Annotated in this window: 19 protein-coding genes; 11 read left to right on the top strand and 8 right to left on the bottom strand. The window is 66.7% G+C overall.

Features of this window, described 5'->3' with window-relative positions; translation table 11 throughout:
- Positions 1-212: 212 nt before the first annotated feature.
- The 4 genes from ACFYOW_RS30730 (at position 213) to ACFYOW_RS30715 (ending at position 4,912) form a co-directional block, all read left to right on the top strand.
- Complete coding sequence (locus ACFYOW_RS30730; protein ID WP_387293570.1) at positions 213-1,190, top strand: aldo/keto reductase; 978 nt, start codon at positions 213-215, stop codon at positions 1,188-1,190.
- Positions 1,191-1,218: 28 nt separating this feature from the next.
- Positions 1,219-2,256: a hemin ABC transporter substrate-binding protein gene (locus tag ACFYOW_RS30725; RefSeq protein ID WP_387293569.1), complete on the top strand. Its 1,038-nt coding sequence runs from the start codon at positions 1,219-1,221 to the stop codon at positions 2,254-2,256.
- Positions 2,257-2,553: 297 nt separating this feature from the next.
- A complete protein-coding gene (locus tag ACFYOW_RS30720) occupies positions 2,554-3,627 on the top strand; it encodes a FecCD family ABC transporter permease (RefSeq protein ID WP_387293805.1) in 1,074 nt (357 codons plus the stop codon).
- 427 nt (positions 3,628-4,054) lie between these two features.
- Positions 4,055-4,912: a heme ABC transporter ATP-binding protein gene (locus ACFYOW_RS30715; protein WP_387293568.1), complete on the top strand. Its 858-nt coding sequence runs from the start codon at positions 4,055-4,057 to the stop codon at positions 4,910-4,912.
- A gap of 371 nt (positions 4,913-5,283) precedes the next feature.
- Here the strand turns inward: ACFYOW_RS30715 and ACFYOW_RS30710 are convergent, their stop codons facing one another.
- The 4 genes from ACFYOW_RS30710 to ACFYOW_RS30695 are packed head-to-tail and all read right to left on the bottom strand — an operon-like array spanning position 5,284 to position 8,645.
- Positions 5,284-5,634, bottom strand: coding sequence for a YrdB family protein (locus ACFYOW_RS30710; protein ID WP_387293567.1), 351 nt, complete (start codon positions 5,632-5,634; stop codon positions 5,284-5,286).
- A 26-nt stretch (positions 5,635-5,660) separates the two neighbouring features.
- The gene (locus ACFYOW_RS30705) at positions 5,661-7,754 is read right to left on the bottom strand and encodes an MMPL family transporter (protein WP_387293566.1); all 2,094 of its coding nucleotides are present in this window, start codon (positions 7,752-7,754) and stop codon (positions 5,661-5,663) included.
- Complete coding sequence (locus tag ACFYOW_RS30700) at positions 7,755-8,288, bottom strand: hypothetical protein (protein ID WP_387293565.1); 534 nt, start codon at positions 8,286-8,288, stop codon at positions 7,755-7,757.
- Positions 8,289-8,645 (bottom strand): hypothetical protein, encoded by a 357-nt coding sequence (locus ACFYOW_RS30695; RefSeq protein WP_062993124.1) that lies wholly within the window; start codon positions 8,643-8,645, stop codon positions 8,289-8,291.
- 154 nt (positions 8,646-8,799) lie between these two features.
- Here ACFYOW_RS30695 and ACFYOW_RS30690 point away from each other — a divergent pair, with 154 nt between their 5' ends.
- The 4 genes from ACFYOW_RS30690 (at position 8,800) to ACFYOW_RS30675 (ending at position 12,261) form a co-directional block, all read left to right on the top strand.
- Positions 8,800-9,858 (top strand): YncE family protein, encoded by a 1,059-nt coding sequence (locus ACFYOW_RS30690; protein WP_387293564.1) that lies wholly within the window; start codon positions 8,800-8,802, stop codon positions 9,856-9,858.
- A complete protein-coding gene (locus ACFYOW_RS30685; protein WP_040691094.1) occupies positions 9,858-10,103 on the top strand; it encodes a DUF5703 family protein in 246 nt (81 codons plus the stop codon). Before ACFYOW_RS30690 ends, ACFYOW_RS30685 begins: the two co-directional genes overlap by 1 nt.
- 4 nt (positions 10,104-10,107) lie before the next feature.
- Positions 10,108-11,184, top strand: coding sequence for a quinone-dependent dihydroorotate dehydrogenase (locus ACFYOW_RS30680; protein ID WP_387293563.1), 1,077 nt, complete (start codon positions 10,108-10,110; stop codon positions 11,182-11,184).
- A gap of 111 nt (positions 11,185-11,295) precedes the next feature.
- Positions 11,296-12,261, top strand: coding sequence for a PfkB family carbohydrate kinase (locus ACFYOW_RS30675; protein ID WP_387293562.1), 966 nt, complete (start codon positions 11,296-11,298; stop codon positions 12,259-12,261).
- 70 nt (positions 12,262-12,331) lie between these two features.
- On the opposite strand, the gene ACFYOW_RS30670 is transcribed toward ACFYOW_RS30675, so the two are convergent.
- From ACFYOW_RS30670 to ACFYOW_RS30660, 3 genes are read right to left on the bottom strand one after another with little or no spacing between them, the layout of a single operon-like run.
- Positions 12,332-12,724, bottom strand: coding sequence for a hypothetical protein (locus tag ACFYOW_RS30670; protein ID WP_387293561.1), 393 nt, complete (start codon positions 12,722-12,724; stop codon positions 12,332-12,334).
- Positions 12,721-13,005, bottom strand: coding sequence for a hypothetical protein (locus ACFYOW_RS30665; protein ID WP_387293560.1), 285 nt, complete (start codon positions 13,003-13,005; stop codon positions 12,721-12,723). Before ACFYOW_RS30665 ends, ACFYOW_RS30670 begins: the two co-directional genes overlap by 4 nt.
- On the bottom strand, positions 13,002-13,289 hold the full coding sequence (locus tag ACFYOW_RS30660) for a hypothetical protein (protein WP_387293559.1): 288 nt from the start codon (positions 13,287-13,289) through the stop codon (positions 13,002-13,004). Before ACFYOW_RS30660 ends, ACFYOW_RS30665 begins: the two co-directional genes overlap by 4 nt.
- Before the next feature lie 462 nt (positions 13,290-13,751).
- Between ACFYOW_RS30660 and ACFYOW_RS30655 the strand changes: the two genes are divergently transcribed.
- The 3 genes from ACFYOW_RS30655 (at position 13,752) to ACFYOW_RS30645 (ending at position 18,129) form a co-directional block, all read left to right on the top strand.
- Complete coding sequence (locus ACFYOW_RS30655; RefSeq protein ID WP_387293558.1) at positions 13,752-15,254, top strand: PfkB family carbohydrate kinase; 1,503 nt, start codon at positions 13,752-13,754, stop codon at positions 15,252-15,254.
- Positions 15,255-15,397: 143 nt separating this feature from the next.
- Positions 15,398-16,114, top strand: a complete 717-nt coding sequence (locus ACFYOW_RS30650; RefSeq protein WP_387293557.1) for a GTP cyclohydrolase II — start codon at positions 15,398-15,400, stop codon at positions 16,112-16,114.
- Between the two features lie 182 nt (positions 16,115-16,296).
- Positions 16,297-18,129, top strand: coding sequence for an AMP-dependent synthetase/ligase (locus ACFYOW_RS30645; protein ID WP_387293556.1), 1,833 nt, complete (start codon positions 16,297-16,299; stop codon positions 18,127-18,129).
- Between the two features lie 54 nt (positions 18,130-18,183).
- Here ACFYOW_RS30645 and ACFYOW_RS30640 read toward each other — a convergent pair whose 3' ends face one another.
- A complete protein-coding gene (locus ACFYOW_RS30640) occupies positions 18,184-18,720 on the bottom strand; it encodes a YbhB/YbcL family Raf kinase inhibitor-like protein (RefSeq protein WP_387293555.1) in 537 nt (178 codons plus the stop codon).
- Positions 18,721-18,732: the final 12 nt, after the last annotated feature.

Genomic DNA, 18,732 nt, shown 5'->3' with positions numbered 1-18,732 from the left:
CCACTTCCGCCCGAAATATGTATTCCTACTGGGCAATTGGTCCGGCGATCGGTCGCACCACTGTGACCACCGCCGCAATCACGCAGCGACAGTACAGTGTCGAGATGGCGGCGGCATGCCCGGCTCGACCGTGCGACCCACGGTGCTGGTGGGCGTCGAGTTGCGTATCCACACTCTAGGCTTGGCGCCGTGACGATTGCGCGGACACGGTGATGGAACAGAGGACGGTCGGTCGCAGCGGCCTACGGGTGTCCCGGATAGGACTTGCCACCCACACCTGGGGGGCGCATACCGATACCGACGACGCGGCGGTGCAGTTGGTGGCGTTTGCCGAGGCCGGCGGCACACTGGTCGATACCTCCCCCGCCTATGCCGGCGGTGCGGCACAACGGATCCTGGCCGAACTGCTCGGCGATCTGGTCTCCCGCGACGATCTGGTGCTCAGCGGCTGCGCGGGTGTCGCGCCGCGGACCACGCCCGCACCGGCAGGGCCGACCGTGCCCGAGCCGGAGCCGGTGCGACCGGCCGTGGACACCTCCCGTCGCGCGCTGCTGCGCCAGCTCGATCGGACACTGCGCGAACTGGGCACCGACTATCTCGATATCTGGCATGTCGCCGCCTGGGATCCCGCGACCCCGCTCGACGAGGTCGCCGCCACTCTCGAATTCGCGGTGCGCTCCGGGCGCGTCCGCTACGCGGGTGCGCGCGGGTTCAATGCCTGGCAGGTCGCCAGCCTGGCCGCGGTCGCGCCCGTCACCGTCGCGCAGACCCCGTACTCGCTGCTGGTCCGTGACACCGAAACCGACTTCATTCCGGCTGCTCGACATCACGGTGTGGGACTGATCGCCACCGCGCCGCTGGCCGGGGGCATTCTCACCGGCAAATACCGCGACGGGGTTCCCGCCGATTCGCGCGGTGCGGACGAGGCGACCGCCGCCGAGATCCGGCACCGGCTCGACGACCACGCGACCCGGGTGGTCGAGGCGCTGGTGACCGCCGCCGACGGACTGGCCACCTCACCGTTGGCCGTGGCCCTCGCCTGGATCCGCGACCGTCCCGGCATCGCGAGCATGATCGTCGGCGCGCGCGATATCGGGCAGCTCACCGGGGTGCTGGCGGCCGAGACATTGGAACTGCCGCGTGCCATCGCGGCCGCGCTCGACGATGTCAGCGCACGCGCGGCGGGGTGATCCGATGAGGGAGGCTAGCCTTACCTGCATGAGGTTTCTCGACCGTGTCCGATCCGGCGGGGCGCGTTCCCTCCTGGCTGTGCTCGCATTGACCCTGCTCGTCGGTTCGGCCTGCGGAACCGGCAGCGATGCCACCAGCAGCGGCGGACGCGGGCCGGTCACCGCGAAACTGGAGAACCTCGATCCGGTGCCGATCGGGCCCGAACCCACGCCTACGCTGCCCGCGACCGTCCGATCCTTCGACGGGGCCGAAGTCACGGTCACCGATGCCGGCCGCATCATCGCCGCCGACCGCTTCGGCACACTCGCGCAGACGGTCTGGGCGTTGGGTATGGGCGCCAAAATGGTCGGGCGCAGCACCGCGGCTGGATTTCCCGCGGTCGCGAATCTGCCCATCGTGACCGGTGGCAGCGGTTCACTGAACGTGGAATCCGTTCTGGCGCTGCGTCCTTCGGTCTTTCTCACCGACAGCACCAGCGCCGCCCCGCAAGTGCGCGAGCAACTGCGCGCGGCCGGGGTGACGGTCGTCTATTTCGATCCGCAGCGCACCATGGACGGGGTGGTGCCGCAGATCGAGGCGGTCGCCGCGGCGCTCGGCGTACCCGATCGCGGCCAAGCCCTGGCCCAGCGCACCCGTGGCGAAATCGCCGCCGCCAGAGCCGCGGTACCCAAGCAGGACAAACCCCTCACCATCGCCTTCCTCTACCTGCGCAGCACCGCCATCACCATGCTCGCCGGACCCGGCTCCGGCGCCGACGCCCTCATCGCCGCACTCGGCGCGCGCGATGCGGGCACCGAGGCCGGGTTACCCGAACCGTTCGTCGCGATCACCAGTGAGGCCATGATCGCGGCCGCACCGGATGTGCTGCTGGTGATGTCGGACGGGCTGAAGTCGGTCGGCGGCGTCGACGGGCTGGAAAAGGTGCCCGGCATCGCGCAGACACCCGCCGGGCGCAACAAGCGCGTGGTCGATATGGCCGACTCGGTGGTGTTGAGTTTCGGCCCGAACACCGGCCGCGTGATCGCGGCCCTGAGCGAGGCCGTGTACGGCACCGAGCCCGCATGAGCCGCGCGTCACGGTGCGGCGATCGGGCCGTGCGCGGGTACGTCGGTGAAGTGCGGGCGGCACTTCGCGGACGTGCGGCCGAACATCGCAGCGGTGCCGAGACGCGCGAGCGGACCACGAATGCACTTTGCGAACAGCGGAGCCGAGTGTCGGGGATGCGAGCGTCAGCGAAATGACCACGGGAACAACCGACTCGGCGATGCGGCGCAATCCGCATCCGATTGCGCCGAAGTCGAGGATCGGGCAGGTGCGAGTGTGAACGAAAGGGCCACTGGGACAACGACGACCGACTCGGCGATGCCGCACAGTCCGCATCCGGTCGCGCCGAAGTCGCGGGGATGGTCGCGGACCGCGATCGTATTCGCCGTGGCGGTCGCGGCGCTGGTGGTGTTGGCGTTGGCGTCCGCGGCGATCGGGCAAGTGCCGACGACCCCCGCCGAAGTCGCGGGCAGTGTGCTGCACCGGATCGGGTTGAACTGGGGGCCGATGCCCGCGCATCCGGCCGGTGAGGTGACGCTGTGGGAAGTGCGATTTCCCCGCGTGGTGCTCGCGATCCTGGTCGGGGCCGCATTGGCGACAGCGGGTGCACTGCTGCAGGGGGTGTTCGCGAATCCGCTCGCCGAACCCGGTGTGATCGGAGTGTCGGCGGGAGCGGCGGTCGGTGCGGGCACGGTGATCGTGGTCGGTGGTGCGTTCGTGGCAGCGTGGTCGGTGGCCGCGGCGGCATTCGCTGCGGGACTGTTGACCACATTGCTGGTGTATCTGCTGTCGCGATCGAATGGGCGCACCGAGGTGGTCACGCTGGTGCTGACCGGTGTCGCGATCAATGCCTTCGCGGGTGGGCTGATCGCGTTCCTGCTGTTCATCGCGACCCCCGCCGCCCGCGATCAGATCGTGTTCTGGCAGTTGGGCAGTCTCAACGGAGCCACCTGGGATGCGGTACATGTCGTCGCTCCGCTGGCCGCGCTCGGCATCCTCGCCGCGGTGCTCATCGCGCCCCGGCTGGACCTGCTAGCCCTCGGTGAATCCGCCGCGCGGCATCTGGGCGTGGACGTGGAGCGCTTGCGTCGCAACGTCATCGTCGTGGTCGCCGTCCTGGCCACCGCGGGCGTCGCCTTCACCGGCATCGTGCTGTTCGTCGGACTGATCGTGCCGCATGTGGTTCGCATGCTCGTCGGCCCCGCCCACCGCATCCTGATCCCATTGAGCGCCATCGTCGGCGCGGTGGTGCTCCTCGCCGCCGACGTGGCCGCCCGCTCCCTGGTCCACAATGCCGACCTCCCCCTCGGCATGCTCACCTCCCTCATCGGCGGCCCCTTCTTCTTCTGGCTCCTGCGTCGCACGCGTGCTCGCGCCGGAGGTTGGGCATGAGTCGCGAAATCGGTTGGGACGTAACCGATCCGCACACGCTCGCGATGTGGCGTCGCGCTGCCTCGCCCCGAAGCGTCCGCCGGCTTTCTCGGATCCATCACCAGTCGGCATTCACAACAGGTGCGGATCCCGAGAAGGGATGCGGCCCTTTCGACGAGGCAGAACCCGACCGGGGCCGCCGCGTCGACAGGATGGCTAGTGGGCTGCCGGGCAGCTCGAACGCAAATTCCAGGTGGCGTCGCGCGCCGATGCTGGATAGCGGGCCGGCAGCCGACGAGCAGGACGCGCCGACCGGTCAACAGGTAGGGCGCACCAGCATGTCCCACCCGAGGGCGCTGCGAGGCAGCATCAGCAGCGAAGCTCGGGTGCGCGGGATCGCGAGCGATGGCCGGGCGTACATGCCGGACAGTCCTAGTGGGGTGCAGATGTGAGTGGGGTGAGACTGGGTTCGGTGTTCGCGCGGACACATGAGTTGCCGGTGCCGCCGCAACGGGGCGCGGTGACGCTTCGGGCTCGGGGAGTGAGCATCGACAGGCGTGGCGCTTCGGGGGCCCATACCCGCCGGGTACTCGAAGCCGTCGACTTCGATGTTGTTGCGGGCCAGATCGTGGCGTTGGTGGGGCCGAACGGGGCGGGCAAGTCGACATTGTTGGCGGCGCTCGCGGGTGAGTTGGAGCCGAGCGAGGGCACCATCGAACTCGATGGGCGGGCGCTGGGCCACTGGTCGCATTTGGATATGGCGCGGCGCCGGGCGGTATTGCCGCAGAGCCACACCGTCGGATTCCCGTTCACCGCACGCGAAGTGGTCGCGATGGGGCGTGCGCCGTGGGTGCGGACCGAGCGGCGCGACCTCGATGACGAGCGGATCGCCGCCGCCATGACCGCCGCCGACGTGGAACACCTTGCCGCCCGACCATTTCCGACGCTCTCCGGCGGTGAACGCGCCCGCGTCGCCCTGGCCCGCGTGCTTGCTCAGGACACCGCAACCCTGCTACTGGACGAACCCACCGCCGCGCTCGACCTCGGCCACCAAGAAGCGGTCCTGCGCCTGGCCACCGCACGAGCCGCCGCAGGCGCCGCCGTCGTCGTCGTCCTGCACGACCTCGGCATCGCCGCCGCCTACGCCGACCGCGTCGCGGTCCTGGAATCCGGCCACATCGCCGCCGACGGCCCACCCCGCAAAGTCCTCACCACCGAAGTCCTCACCCGCGTCTACCAACACCCCGTCGAAGTCCTCGACCACCCGCTGACCGGCGCCCAGCTGGTCCTGCCCGTCCGCCGCTGACCGCATGGCAGTTATGCGCGTCGGAGCTGGAGCCTTCGCACGAGCACGGTTGAATCGCCGAGCCCGGACCATCGACACCGGGTCGGGCTCCACAAGCATCACTCGCCGGCTGAGCAGCATCGGCCGATGGTTCGCCTACCGCGCATTCCGAACATAGGTCGTGATGACCGCGGACGGGCCGCAGGTGCTGACCGCCGCGTCACCAGACTCGATCCGTCCAACAAACGCCGAGCCGAAGTCCTCGATGTGTAACCGGGCTCCACGGGGCCGAGACTGTTCGCAGCTGAACGATCCACCGCTCGAAACGACCGCCGCGGCGCGGTAACCGGCCACATGAGGGTGGTTCCCGGCCGAGCTGCGAACAGTCGATCTCAAGCCTGATGCCACAGCAACCGCAGCGCACCGTTGATCGCCCATAGCGTGAAGAACACGATCCCGGCAATTCCCGTGAAGGCGAAGCCGATCAGTACCGCGGCGCCGCCGAACCAGGCGATCTCCAACACAGCGCGCCCGAGGCCGGTGAGCGGGTATCGCGCGTTCTTGCCGCCGCCCGCGGCGAACAGTGCCCACACCACGATGAATACCGCGGGGGCGCCGATTCCGGCGATGATGCGCACGATGAGGTTCGCATCGAGGGTGAAACCCCAGATCGCCGCTCCGGCAAACACACCCAATTCCAGCAGGAACATCAGGGCCAGATTCGCGCCCTTCAGTACAGTCATTGTCGATCCTCTCGCCCGCTGAGCGTTCAACGCCAGATCAGCTTCAGCACCGCGGGCGTCAACAGCATGCGGACCACGGACGCGTCCAGGACCAGCGCCGCGATCATGCCGTAGGCGATGTACTTCATCAACACCAGATCGGAAAAGCCGAACGCACCGGTCACCACGATGAGAATCGCTGCGGCAGAAGTGATTACGCCGCCGGTGTGGGCGATGCCGTAACGGATGGCTTCCGGCGGCGACGCGCCGTCCGCGCGCGCCTCGGCCATCCGCGACAGCAGGAACACCTCGTAGTCGGTGGACAGCCCGAACACCACGGTCACGATCAACGCCAGCACCGCGAACATCAGCGGCCCCGGCGTGAAGTCGAAGATCCCGGCCCCGTGCCCCTCGACGAACACCCAGGTGAGCACACCCAGTGTGGAGGCCAGACTCAATGCGCTCATCAAAACGGCCTTGAGCGCCAACACGATCGAACGAAACGCCAGATACAGCATCACCAACGCCGCGACCGCCAGGAGCCCGACCAGCAACGGCAGCCGCACCAGCAACCCATTGATGCTGTCACGCTCGAGCGCGGGCACCCCGGTCACCATGATCTTCACCCCGGACGGTTCCGGAATCGCCCGCAGCGCATCGATCACCGCATCCGCATCGCGCTTGTCGGCGAGACCGGCGTTGAGCACATTGATCCCGTCCTTGGTCGGCGCACCGGGTTCGAAACGGCCGGTCAGACCGGGAATCCGGCTCGCCTCGTAGCGAATATCGCTGAGCTGCTGCGGATTCGCGCCCACCACGACCAGTTTGATCGGTTCGGTGCGAAAACTCGGGAACAACTGGTCGAACCGCTCCTGGGCGACCCGTGCCGGGTTGTCTGCGGACAGATACCGTTCGCTGATCCCGCCGAACTCGATATTGCGAATCGGAACGATCAAAACCAGCAACCCGAGCACGATCGGCACCACCACCGCCCACGGTCGCCGCATCGCCCACGTCGCCAGCCGCGAGAAGAATCCGGCGTCGATCTGCGCCTCGGTCTGGGTGCGCGAGAACCGCTGCCACCCCCACAGGTCGATTCGCCGCCCGACAATGCTCAGCACCGCGGGCAGCGCCGTCACCGACAGCAGCGCGGCGAGCAGCACCGAACTGATGCCGCCATAGGGCACCGACCGCAACACACCGTTCGGGAAGATGAACAACGCCGCCAAGCTGATCGCGATGATCGCGGCCGAGAACAGTACGGTGCGCCCGGCCGTGGCAACAGTGCGCGCCGTCGCATCCTCCACACTGTGCCCGGCGGCCAACTCCTCGCGGAACCGGGTCACGGTGAACAGCCCGTAGTCGATCGCCAACCCCAGACTCACCAAAGTGACCACCGCACTGGCGAAAACGTTCACCTGGATGTGATCGGTGAGCATCCGGATGGTGCCCTGGGTACCCAGCACCGTCATCCCGCCGATCAGCACCGGCAGCAACGCCCCGACCACGCCGCCGAAAACGAAATACAACAGGATCGCCACGATCGGCAGTGCGATGATCTCGGCCCGGCGGATATCGTCCTGCATGCCCTGATTGATGCCCTCGACAATCGGCTGCAGCCCGGCCAACTGCACCGTGGTGGCGCCGGGTCCACCGCCCGCGCGCCCGGCACCCAGCTCACCCTTGATCGCGGTGTAGTTCTCGACTGTCGCGGTGCCTTCCCCGCGCAATCCGACGCTGGCGAAGGCGTGGGTGTGCGAGGCGTCGGTGGCTTGCGCGGCGAAGGGGCTGTCCCAATAACTGTCGATCTTAAGGACCCGGTCGGGATGACGGGCCAGCAGTTGCTTCAGCGAATTCGTCACTGCCGCACGCACACTCGGGTCGTCGACGGTCATCCCTACGGGCGCGGTGTACAGCAAGATGATGTCGCTGTCGGTATCGCGACCGAAGGTGGCATCGGCGATCTTGGCGGCTGCCACCGATTCACTGCTCTCGTCGAACCAGCCCTCCTGGGTCAGCCGGCCCGCCAGATCCCGGCCGTACCAGCCCGAGAGCAGCACCACGACAATGGCTGTACCCAACACCAGATAACGGTGGCGGTGGATGAGACGTCCCCACCGCAGCGAGCCGGATTCGATCATCTAGCCGCAGGCCGCGGTGCGGTAGTCGGCCGAGCGCAGAATGCCGCACAGATCGGTGCGCGAGATCTTCCACTTGCCGTCGAGCAGCACGAAATGCACGACGGTGGTACGGACCGCGGTGCCGCTGCCGTCCTTGTCCAGCCGCATGGTCGCGGTCAGCGTGCCGTCGCGGTTATCGAAGACCGGGTCGGTGACGCCGTAGATGGCGCGCGGATTGTCCTGCAGTGCCCGATACATATCCGGGATGGCGTCGCGGAAGGCCTCGCCGTCCTCGATGAGGTCGGTGCGCTCGGAGTCGGGCAGTGCCGGATCAAGGGCGCGTTTGATCTGCGCGTCCAATTCGGCGGCCGTCGGCAGCGGTCGGTGCGCGGCGCTCGAGGAGGCCGTGATCGAGGACGACAGCGAGGCGTTGGCCGAGGAACGCGCGGCATCGACCGAGGCCTCGTCCGGTCCGGTGCTGCACGCCGCAGCCACCGCGACGAGGGTGGCCGCGATCAGCGCGGAACGGAGGAATCGTGTGCTTGGCATCACCATCTACATACCATCAATGACCGAACTGATGCGCCCGAGCAGGGCACGCACGGTTGTCATATCCCGATCGGGGGCCCTTTCGACCGGTATCGCATCCGGGATCATGTCGCGCACCAGCGCCACGACACTGCGTTCGTCGTCGAGGTCGATATCGGTGGCGCGGGCCTGCGCGACCGCGACCACGTCCTCCGGTCCCGGCACATCGCTGTCGAGGTCGGCGCGGTAGATCTCCAGCTCCACGGTTGAGCGCACGGTGCGGAAGGCGTAGGGCCTGCCATCGGCCGTGGTGCCGAATCCGTGAGCAAACGGACCAACGGTTATGTCATCGATGGCAAATCCCGATGGATGGTCGGCTTTCAACCGGATCTCCCTGAATTGGACATTGTTTCGAGTCAACCGTAACCCCGATCACCGACATTCTCCGCCGGCGACGACCCCGGTAGGCCGGTCACGTGCGCCATCATGGTCAGATGGTGCGGTAGCGGATGATTCGTCGTAGTAAGGAGTTCGGTGGATGCGCCCACATGGTTCGCTGCCCGCAGCGCTCGCCGGTGTGGCGGTGCTGGCGCTGATCGCCGGATGTTCCTCCGATTCCGATAGCGACAAGCTCGAGACCCGACCGGCGGCCACCGCGGCGGTCGCCCCCGAGCAGCGCGCGCATCCCGCCGGGGATGTGTGGGGGCTCGACAACCCGGTCGGCGGACTGTTCGCCGAGGCGGGCACCGGACGACTGGTTGCGCTCGAAGCCGGCCACGACACCAGCACGATGTTGTTCGTCATCGACCCCGCAACGTTCACCCGTGTCGATCCCACCGGCGCGCCGGACGTGGCGATGCGCACCCTCCTGCTGCCCGCCCATGGTGTCGGCTTGGCGCAGGGCAAGCCGGGTGAATTGCTGATCCCCGGCGACCACCGGATCATGCGCGTCGACATCACCTCGGGCGTCACCACCGAGGTGCCCGTAGACGGTGATGCCAGATCGGTGCGCTATCGCGACGACGGCACGATGTTCGTCGGCACCGCAGACGGCAAGGTGCGCGAACTCTCCCCCGACGGCAAGGTCGCCGAAACCATCTCCGGCCTGGCCTCCGCCGACGCACTCGCGGTCACCGGCGACCATGTCTCGGTCCTGGACCGCCGCCAGACCTCGCTCACCCAGCTCGACCTCGGCAAAGACCGCCTCGGCCTGGCACTGCGCGCGGGTGACGGCGCAACCAATCTGATCACCGACCCGTTCGGCCGGATCATCGTCACCGACACTGCGGGTGACGAGCTGTTGGTCTACACTGCCGGACCGCTCGTACTGCGGCAGCGATTCCCGGTAGGATCGTCGCCTTACGCGCTTGCCTACGATCAGCGGTCCGACACCGTGTGGGTGACGTGTACCCAGAGCAACGAAGTCGTCGGATTCGACCTGTCGACGGGTATACCGAAAGAGGTGGGCCGTTATCCGACGGTTCGACAGCCGAACTCGGTGACCATCGACGAGCGCACCGGTGACCTGTTCGTCGGTTCCGCGACCGGAGACGGTCTGCAACGGATCCGCGCGGACCAGCGGAAGAAAGGGCAGTGATGGCGCCACAATCACGCGCAGCGCTACCGGCGAGCTGGGAAACCACCAGTGACGACTACGAATACGTGCCGCTGCGGCTCCCACCGGAGGTGACCCGGGTGACGGCGTCGATGCGGCTGGCCATCCAAGCCGAATTCGGCGGCTGGGAACTGTCGCGGGTGCGCGCCTACACCGACGGCAGCAGGCGGGTACTGCTGCGGCGCCGAAAAACCGCACTACTACCCCAGCCCGAACCGGGAATGTGAGGCCATGTATTCACTGCTGCTGCGCCTGATGTTCCTGCTGCCGCCGGAACGCATCCACCATCTGGCGTTCACGGCCATGCGGCTGGCTGCCCGGTTCGCGCCGTCGCGCTGGGCGATGACAAGAGTGCTGACCACCGACGATCCGATCCTGCGCAACCATGCCTTCGGCATCGACTTCCCGGCGCCGCTCGGGCTGGCCGCCGGATTCGACAAGAACGCCGACGGTGTGAACGCCTGGGCGCCATTGGGGTTCGGATTCGCCGAAATCGGCACTGTCACCGCGCAGGCCCAGCCCGGCAATCCCGCACCGCGGCTGTTCCGGCTGCCCGCCGACCACGGTCTGATCAACCGGATGGGTTTCAACAACCACGGTGCCGCTGCGGCGGCCGAACATCTGCGCAACCGCCGCGGCGGAGTCCCGATCGGCGCGAATATCGGTAAGACGAAAATCGTCGAGCCCGCCGACGCCGCAGCCGACTATGCGGTGAGTGCTTCGCTGCTCGGTCCGCTGGCCGACTTCGTCGTCGTCAATGTCAGCTCGCCCAACACCCCCGGCCTGCGGGATCTGCAGGCCGTCGAATCCCTGCGCCCGGTCCTGCAGGCCGTCCTCGACAGCGTCGAAGTTCCGGTGCTGGTGAAAATCGCCCCCGACCTGTCCGACGACGATGTCGACGCCGTCGCCGATCTCGCGGTCGAGCTCGGCCTGGCCGGGATCGTCGCCACCAACACCACCATCCGCCGCGACGGCCTGCGCACCGAGGCCGCCGAGGTCGCGGCCATGGGCGCGGGTGGCCTGTCCGGGCCCCCGGTCGCCGAGCGCTCCCTGGAAGTGCTGCGCCGGCTCTACCTTCGCGTCGGCGACCGTCTGGTGCTGATCTCGGTCGGCGGCATCGAAACCGCCGATCAGGCCTGGGAACGCATCCTCGCCGGTGCCACCCTGCTGCAGGGCTACACCGGTTTCATCTACGGCGGACCGTTCTGGATGCGCCACATCCACCGCGGTATCGCCCAGCGACTGCGCGAAGCCGGTTACCACTGCATCGCCGAGGCAGTCGGCGCGGACCACGTCGCACGTACCTGATCCCGACCGGTCGTTTCGTGCGGCCGATGTATTGTTGCGGGACATGCCATTTCGCGTGTGCGCGGCCTAAGCTGGTGTGCGGCAAGTCGAGAGCACCATAGGGGGCGGCGCATGGTCACCGGTGCCGAACAGTGGCATCCGCACGGCGTGGTCACCGTCATCGGTGACGCGGTCATCGATCACATCTACCGCACGGACACCATGCCCTCCGAAGGCTCCGAGGCAAGTGGGACATTCGACGCGCAAGTCGGGGGCAAGGGACTCAATCGGGCCGTCGCGGCGGCCCGCCTCGGCTTGCGAGTCCGCCTGGTCACCGTGATCGGAGACGACGACAGCGGCCGTCGCATCATCGAGTACCTGCGGCGCGAGAACGTCGACACCGGACTGGTCAAGGTTGTTCCCGGAACCACACCGGTGGCCGTCGTGATGGTCGATCGCAATGGCGCGGGGGCATTCATCGGCCGGGTCGACGGCGCCAAGCTCGGCACAGCGGATCTGCGCAGCGAGCAGGTTTGCGCGGCGATCGTGTCCTCCGATGCAGTGCTGATGACGTTCGAGTTGCCGACCGAGGTCATCAACGAGGCACTATCGATGATCCGTACGCTGCCCCAGCGCCCACGCCTTCTGGTTCACCCCGCACCCCCTGTCGAGAATCTTCAGGACCTCGAACATCACTTCGAGCCGATCGACTATCTGAATGGAAGTTCGTGGGAACTCGGCGAATTGGCCGGCGACAGCGAGAGCGTCGGCGGCGAGCAATTCGCGACGACCACCGCGCCCGCGCTACTGGCACGCGGTGCACACTGCGTCTGCGAGGTGGAGCAACTCGCCTGCCGGGTCCGCTCCGGCACCCTCCAACTCGACCTTTCGGCGCGGCCGGAGGCGCCATCGCCCGCGGCCAGCGCGGCCTTCGACGCGGCGCTGGCCTACCGACTCATGCGGACCGGGCAGCCCGCGAACCGTGCGGATTTCGAGTGGGCGACCGCCGCGATGGCGGCGACCCGAACGACCAGCCCCCTCGCCGACGGGATGCCGACCATGCACGAGATCGATCGGATCGTCGCACCGACTCCCTGAGGCAGCTTCTACGCCACTACGGCACCGGCCGCCTCCCCTCCCGGCGGCCGATGCCTCGCGGCGCCACACGCTATCGGAACACCCACGGTGTCCGGTCTGCGTGCAGCGACATCCGGGAGTGCCCCGCGGATTCGCAGTCCGCCGGATCGTCCTGAATCCCATTGGTACGCTGGCGTAGTCGAGCGAGTATCCGCTTCGACAGCAGGATCACCGCCTGCTCCCAGATGATGCCGACCCGCCCGGCCAGAATGGCCGCATCGGCGTGGGCGTGCCGATCGTGCACGATGTCCGGATCGCTGAGGATCTCGTCGAGCTCCATGCCGGCCAGCGCCTGTTCGCGGGTCAGCAGCCGATCCGGCAGCCAGCTCAGTCGCCAGACCGCGGTCCCCGACCCGGTCTGGCGGTATGCCGACTCGGGGGTGATATCGCTGATCATGGTCCAGTCGGTGGTGTCGACGGTCATGGGTGCCTCCGGTGTAGCAATTCGAGCCCGATGAGCTCGAGGGGTATTCCGATCTGGCCGGCGCAATAGAAGGCCCGTGCGTGAACCGTCGAGTCGTGCCGGAAATCCTGGGTGCCGAAGATCTCCGCGAGATCCATCCCCGCCAAAGCTTGTTCCCGCGTCAGCAGCCGTTCGGGCAGCCAGCTCAGCCGCCACGACTTGGCCCACTTGTCCGCCAGCCGGTAGGCCGACTCCGCGGTGAGATCACTGGTCATCGACCAGTGAGTTACATAGATGGTCACGAATGCCTCCTGTCGAGCATCCGTTGGTGCAGCGTGTGCAGTGCCTGCTGCACGGTGATACCGAGTTGATCGGCCAGTGCCCGCGCGTGCGCGTCATGGTCCGATGCCGGGGCCGGGAGGCTCAGAATCTCCTGCAATTGCATTCCAGCCCAGGCCTGTTCGCGGGTCAGCTGGTCGGATACCCAGCTCAATCGCCATGCCGGTTCTTCGCGCCCTGCCCGCCACGCCCATTCGTCGGGCGTGACGCTGCTGGTCATCGACCGGCTGCATTCGTAGATCGTCACGGCTGTCTCCAGGGGTGCCAGAGCTGTCGCCGACCGCATTTCGGTGCACTGAGCCCCGGTCGACCGCTGCGTCGCGGTCAGCCGGGGCTCGCTGCTGTCGGATGGAGCAGGCGACGAAGTCGGCTTGATCGGGTGAAATGTCGTCCCGGCGAACGCGATTCGTTCGCCTAGATGGTGGCGCGGTTCGCAACGAGTTCGGTTTCGGTACCGCCGGCCCTTGGCTCCCCGCGCCGCCGTGCGTGCCGTATCAGCAGAATCACTCTCATCACCAGGCCCTCCCGAGTCATCTGGTGGACGACGCTTGGTCGCCGTAACTCAGTGTGGCATTTGCCATTCACTACGGTCAATTGCCGTTGTAAGTTGGTAATTGCCGGTTCACTCGGCGGCTAAACCCCGGACGATTGGCATATCGTGAGAGTGGCACAGGAAACGATCGCAGCGTCATGGAGGACAGGCCCGCCTATGGTCCAGCAGGACTCACGCACGGTTGCCATCCGCAACATCCTCACCAGGCTCAGCAAACGCTCGGGGCTGAGTGCGGATCGGTTGCGCACCACGGAAATCGATGTCGCTCCCCTGCTGGATCTATCCGTCATCCGCCAGCGAGCACAGCAGGAGGGGCTGTCGGCGGAGGAAGCCGTCTTGCCCGTGGTTCGTGACCTCGCGCGGCAGTTGGATCCGACGAATCGATTGATCGCCGATGCCGAACTGTCGTTGGGGCTCTTGCGTGAAAAGCCCCCAGCCGGAATAGATCTCGATCGGTTGTACGCGGCCGACCTCGGCGAGCGTCGCGTGTACCTGACCGAACAGTGGCGGGGGCTGCACGAGGCGTACGGCGCAGATTTCGTACCGTCCGCACCGACTGTGCGTTCGTTGCGGGCTACACCAGAGCGACGCGCATTTACTGAATTGGCGTCCAAGCTCGCGGCCGCGGCCGCCTATTCGACATCGAACTACAGGTTCACCCCCGAACCGAAGGTGCTGATCGCACTGCCGGATGTACAGCCGCGTCGTGGCGTGGTCACGGTCATCGGATCGGCGGTGATCGACCACATCTACCGGATCGGCCAAATTCCGTCGGCGGGTAAATCCACGCCGGGCAGCTTCGAGGTGCATGCGGGCGGTAAGGGCCTCAACCGTGCGGTGGCGGCTGCGCGTCTCGGACTGCAGGCTCAGCTCATCTCCGCGGTCGGAAACGACGACGCCGGAAGGCACATCCTCAACTATTTACGCACCGAGAACGTCGATACCCAGTTGGTCAAAGTGGTCAACGGCGCCACGACGAATGTCTCCGCGGTCATGATCACGAGCACGGGTGTGTCCAGCAAAATCGGCTGCGAGGACGACCGCATCTGGCAAGGAGCACACGTGGTGAGCGAACCACGGTTTCGTGAGGCGCTCACAGCCTCGGATGCGGTCGTATTGACCTTCGAGCAGCCCTCCGATGCGATCAAGGACGTGCTGGCGGCCATCGGGGAGATGGATCGTCGGCCGTCGTTGGTGGTGAACCCTTCGCCGCCGATCGATGCGCCGCAGTATCTCTACCAGTATTTCGGTGCCGTCGACTATCTCGTCGGCTCGACGTGGGAACTGCGCGCATTGCTGCCCGGGGATCCGTCCGCGTCCGGGACCGAGGTGGCGCAACGGCTGCGTAGTCTGGGTGTGCGCGGGGTCTGCGTGATCGATGGCTTCCGTTGCATCGTCAGATCCGACGAGATCAATGCGGATATCGCGGATTTTCCTGTGGCACTGGAAGATTCGCCGGGTGCCGCCGCGGCTTTCTCCGCCGCGCTGGTGTCGAAGATCGTCGCCACCGGCCGACCGGCCGACGAACCGGTATTCCGCTGGGCGACCGCGGCCATGGTCGCGACACAGTCGTTCGGTGACATCCCCGACGCCATGCCGTCGGTTAGGGATATCGACCGCATCGTCCACCTCGCTGGGGAGGAGTCGGCCGGCGCGTAACATACGCGATAGCGCGGCTCGAATAGATTTACAGCGCTGAAATCGGTGATCGAGTTACAGTTTGTCGTTCGCTGGCAGCCCGAACCTTCTCGCGCCGCAAACGGCGGCAAACCCCAACTATCCCCATTGTCTTCGGAGGAGCATTGACCACAGCTGTGCCGACGCTTGGTGAGACCGCCCATCGGCTCACCCGCAAGGGGCAGGATCTGCAGGTTCGTGTGATGGAAGTGGCCGGCGGCGCCGAGTACGGACATGTGCTCGTCTTCGGCGAAGCCGACGATGGGTGTCTGGTCCGGGTGCATTCGCGGTGTCTATATGGCGAGGGGCTCGGTTCGGACGATTGCGATTGCGGGCCGGAACTCGACAAGTCCTTGGACCTGATCTGGGCTGAGGGCAGCGGTGTCCTGGTCTATCTGGAGCAAGAGGGCCGCGGTGTCGGGCTGATCGCCAAGGCGCTGGGTTATCGGGAGAGTCAGCGGTCGGGCGCGGACACTTTCACCAGCTACGAGCAGCTCGGATTCCCCGCGGACGGTCGCAGCTACCTGCACGCGGCGAAAAGCCTGCAGGAACTCGGACTGACCCGTGTGCGCCTACTCACCAACAATCCGGACAAGGTCGCCGAACTGCGCGCCGCCGGTCTGGCCGTGACCATGGAACCGCTGCTGACGACGGTGCTCAGTGCGCGGGCCGCGGCATATCTGGATGCGAAACGCCGACGCCGCGGCCATCTCATCCCCACCAGCGACGTGCCCTGGGCTACGGATGTACAACCGGTATTCAAACGCAAGAGCCGCATCTGGCGGTTCTGGACGATGCGGGGTCAGGCCCGCCGTCGGCGCACATTCCCCGCGTCCAAGTAACGGACACCATTACCCCGGTCTGGCTACCATGAGTGAGCCGCGCCACACGGTGCTATCCCACCGCGTGACACGATGAGATAGAGTCGCTTGCAATTTATCAGGAGCAGCGGGTCTCGAACCGCGTGGAAACCACGCGGTCGCACCGGGCGCGGTTCACGCCAGAGATATCGGGAAACGGGAAGATGACGACAACAGAAATCGGTTTCGCGCACGAGTCCGGCAAGACGGTGTACACGGTGCCGGAGGCATTCCAGGAGACCGTGAAGTTACGACCGGATCAGGTCGCGTTGCGGACGGTCGGCGGTACCACGGAGATCAGCTGGCGCGAATACGGTGAGCGGGTGCGCACGCTGGCGGCGGGGCTGTCCGGCTTGGGCGTCGGCCACGGCGACACCGTCGGCATCATGCTCACCAACCGGCCCGAGTTCAATCTGATCGACACGGCCGCAGTGCATTTGGGCGCCACCCCGTTCTCGATCTACAACACCAGCTCTCCCGAGCAGATCAAGCATCTGTTCACCAATGCGGAGAACAAGGTGGTGATCACCGAGCGCGCCTTCCTCGACGTGATCAAGAGCGCGGGCGTCGAGCTCGAGCACATCGTGGTGGTGGACGGTCCGGCCGCCGATACGGTCGGCCTGGCCGACCTCGAGGCGAATCCAGCTGCCGACTTCGATTTCGATGCCGCTTGGCAGGCGGTCACCCCCGACGATCTCGCCACGCTGATCTACACCTCGGGCACCACCGGCCCGTCCAAGGGCGTGGAGATCACCCACCGCAATGTGCTGGCCCAGATCATCGCGCTGGTCAACGGCCCACTGCGGGTCGGCTTCGACGACCGCGCCATCTCCTATCTGCCCGCCGCGCACGTCGCAGACCGCATTTCCGGCCATGCCATCAGCCTGCTCACCGGAATCTTGATCACCTGCGTACCGGATCCGCGCGAGATCGCCGCCGCGCTGCCCGACGCACACCCCACCATCTTCTTCGGTGTGCCCCGGGTGTGGCAGAAGATCAAGGCCGGTATCGACGGCAAGCTGGCCACCGAAGCGAGCCCGGTGAAGAAGGCCCTGGCGCACTGGGCCATCAATACCGGCATCGCGGCCGCGCGCGCCGATCTGGCGGGTAAGGGCCGTAGCCCGGTGCTCGCCGCGCAGTACAAGGTGGCCGACGCGCTGGTGCTGTCGAAGCTGCGGGCCGCCCTCGGCCTGGACAACCTCAAGGTCGCCGCTTCGGGCGCAGCCGCGATCCCGGCCGAAACCCTCGAGTACTTCCTCGGACTCGGGTTCACCGTCAGCGAGGTGTGGGGTATGTCGGAAACCACCGGCGTGGCCACCTACACCGAACTGGCCAAGCCCCGGCCGGGTTCGGTCGGCCGGGCCGTCGAGGGCCTCGAGCTGCGGCTCGGCGAGGACGGTGAACTGCTGGTGCGTGGCGCGATCGTCACCCCCGGCTACCGCAAGCAGCCCGATAAGACCAAGGAGGCGCTCGACGCCGACGGCTGGCTGGCCACCGGTGACGTCGCCACCATCGATGCCGACGGCTATGTGCGCATCGTGGATCGCAAGAAGGAACTGATCATCAACGAGTCGGGTAAGAACATCTCCCCGACCAATATCGAGAACGCGGTCAAGGCGGCCTCCTCGCTGGTCGGTCAGGTGGTGGCGATCGGTGAGGCCAAACCGTTCATCTCCGCGCTGATCGTGCTCGATCCGGACACCGCCGCCATCCGGGCCAAGGAATTCGACGCGCCCGCCGACGATCTGGCCGCGCTGGCCACCCGCAAGGAGATCCTGGACGAGGTGCTGGAGGCGGTCGTCGCGGGTAACCGCAAGCTGTCGCGGGTCGAGCAGATCAAGCGGTTCACCGTGGTCGGCCAGCCGTGGGAGCCGGGCGGGGAAGAGCTGACCCCGACGATGAAGCTCAAGCGCAACCCGATCGCGGCGAAGTACGCCGAGGAGATCGCCTCGCTGTACACCACGCCGCTGCCCGAATCGGTGGTGAACGTCTCGTAACAATCGGTGGCCCTGAGCAAAAGCTCAGGGCCACAGTCGTTTTCCCGGCATATGCTAGGCGGCCTCGTACTTGGCGACGATGGTGGCGCGGGCCACGGTGTGCGAGAACAGGTTGAAGCCGAGGAAGGCGGGTGTGCCGTTCTCGTCGATCTCCAGCCGCTCCACATCCACCGCGTGCACGACGATGAAGTAGCGGTGGTACCCGTGTCCGGCCGGTGGCGCCGCACCGACGAATCCCAGGAAAGCGCCGTCATTGCGCAACGTGACCGCACCCTCGGGTAGGACACCGCCCGCACTACCCGCTCCGCGTGGCAGCGAGGTGGTGCTCACCGGAATGTTGGCCACCGCCCAATGCCAGAAACCGGCAGCAGTCGGTGCATCCGGATCGTAGACGGTGACCGCGAAACTCTTTGTCTCCGCAGGGAATCCGGACCAGGACAGCTGCGGCGAGACATCCTTGCCGCCAGCGCCGAAGACGCCGCTGACCTGATCGTTGCCGAAGCTCTCGCCATCGGCGACATCCTCCGAGGTCACCGTGAAGCTTGGCACCTCGGGCAGCGCGTCGTACGGGTTGTAAGAGTAGTCGGGCACGGTGGGTCCTTT

This window comes from Nocardia sp. NPDC006982, assembly GCF_042869435.1.
Taxonomy (GTDB): Bacteria; Actinomycetota; Actinomycetes; order Mycobacteriales; family Mycobacteriaceae; genus Nocardia.
The sequence above is the reverse complement of the archived record's forward strand: the minus strand, read 5'-3'. Positions and strand labels throughout refer to the sequence as shown.

What these genes read in the sequence shown, in the direction of transcription:
- ACFYOW_RS30690 (WP_387293564.1), top strand. Translation starts at nt 8,800, where the DNA reads ATGCGCCCACATGGTTCGCTGCCCGCAGCGCTCGCCGGTGTGGCGGTG.
- ACFYOW_RS30670 (WP_387293561.1), bottom strand. Translation starts at nt 12,724, where the DNA reads ATGACCGTCGACACCACCGACTGGACCATGATCAGCGATATCACCCCC.
- ACFYOW_RS30710 (WP_387293567.1), bottom strand. Translation starts at nt 5,634, where the DNA reads ATGACTGTACTGAAGGGCGCGAATCTGGCCCTGATGTTCCTGCTGGAA.
- ACFYOW_RS30675 (WP_387293562.1), top strand. Translation starts at nt 11,296, where the DNA reads ATGGTCACCGGTGCCGAACAGTGGCATCCGCACGGCGTGGTCACCGTC.
- ACFYOW_RS30730 (WP_387293570.1), top strand. Translation starts at nt 213, where the DNA reads ATGGAACAGAGGACGGTCGGTCGCAGCGGCCTACGGGTGTCCCGGATA.
- ACFYOW_RS30645 (WP_387293556.1), top strand. Translation starts at nt 16,297, where the DNA reads ATGACGACAACAGAAATCGGTTTCGCGCACGAGTCCGGCAAGACGGTG.
- ACFYOW_RS30685 (WP_040691094.1), top strand. Translation starts at nt 9,858, where the DNA reads ATGGCGCCACAATCACGCGCAGCGCTACCGGCGAGCTGGGAAACCACC.
- ACFYOW_RS30700 (WP_387293565.1), bottom strand. Translation starts at nt 8,288, where the DNA reads ATGGTGATGCCAAGCACACGATTCCTCCGTTCCGCGCTGATCGCGGCC.
- ACFYOW_RS30680 (WP_387293563.1), top strand. Translation starts at nt 10,108, where the DNA reads ATGTATTCACTGCTGCTGCGCCTGATGTTCCTGCTGCCGCCGGAACGC.
- ACFYOW_RS30725 (WP_387293569.1), top strand. Translation starts at nt 1,219, where the DNA reads ATGAGGTTTCTCGACCGTGTCCGATCCGGCGGGGCGCGTTCCCTCCTG.
- ACFYOW_RS30655 (WP_387293558.1), top strand. Translation starts at nt 13,752, where the DNA reads ATGGTCCAGCAGGACTCACGCACGGTTGCCATCCGCAACATCCTCACC.
- ACFYOW_RS30720 (WP_387293805.1), top strand. Translation starts at nt 2,554, where the DNA reads ATGCCGCACAGTCCGCATCCGGTCGCGCCGAAGTCGCGGGGATGGTCG.
- ACFYOW_RS30705 (WP_387293566.1), bottom strand. Translation starts at nt 7,754, where the DNA reads ATGATCGAATCCGGCTCGCTGCGGTGGGGACGTCTCATCCACCGCCAC.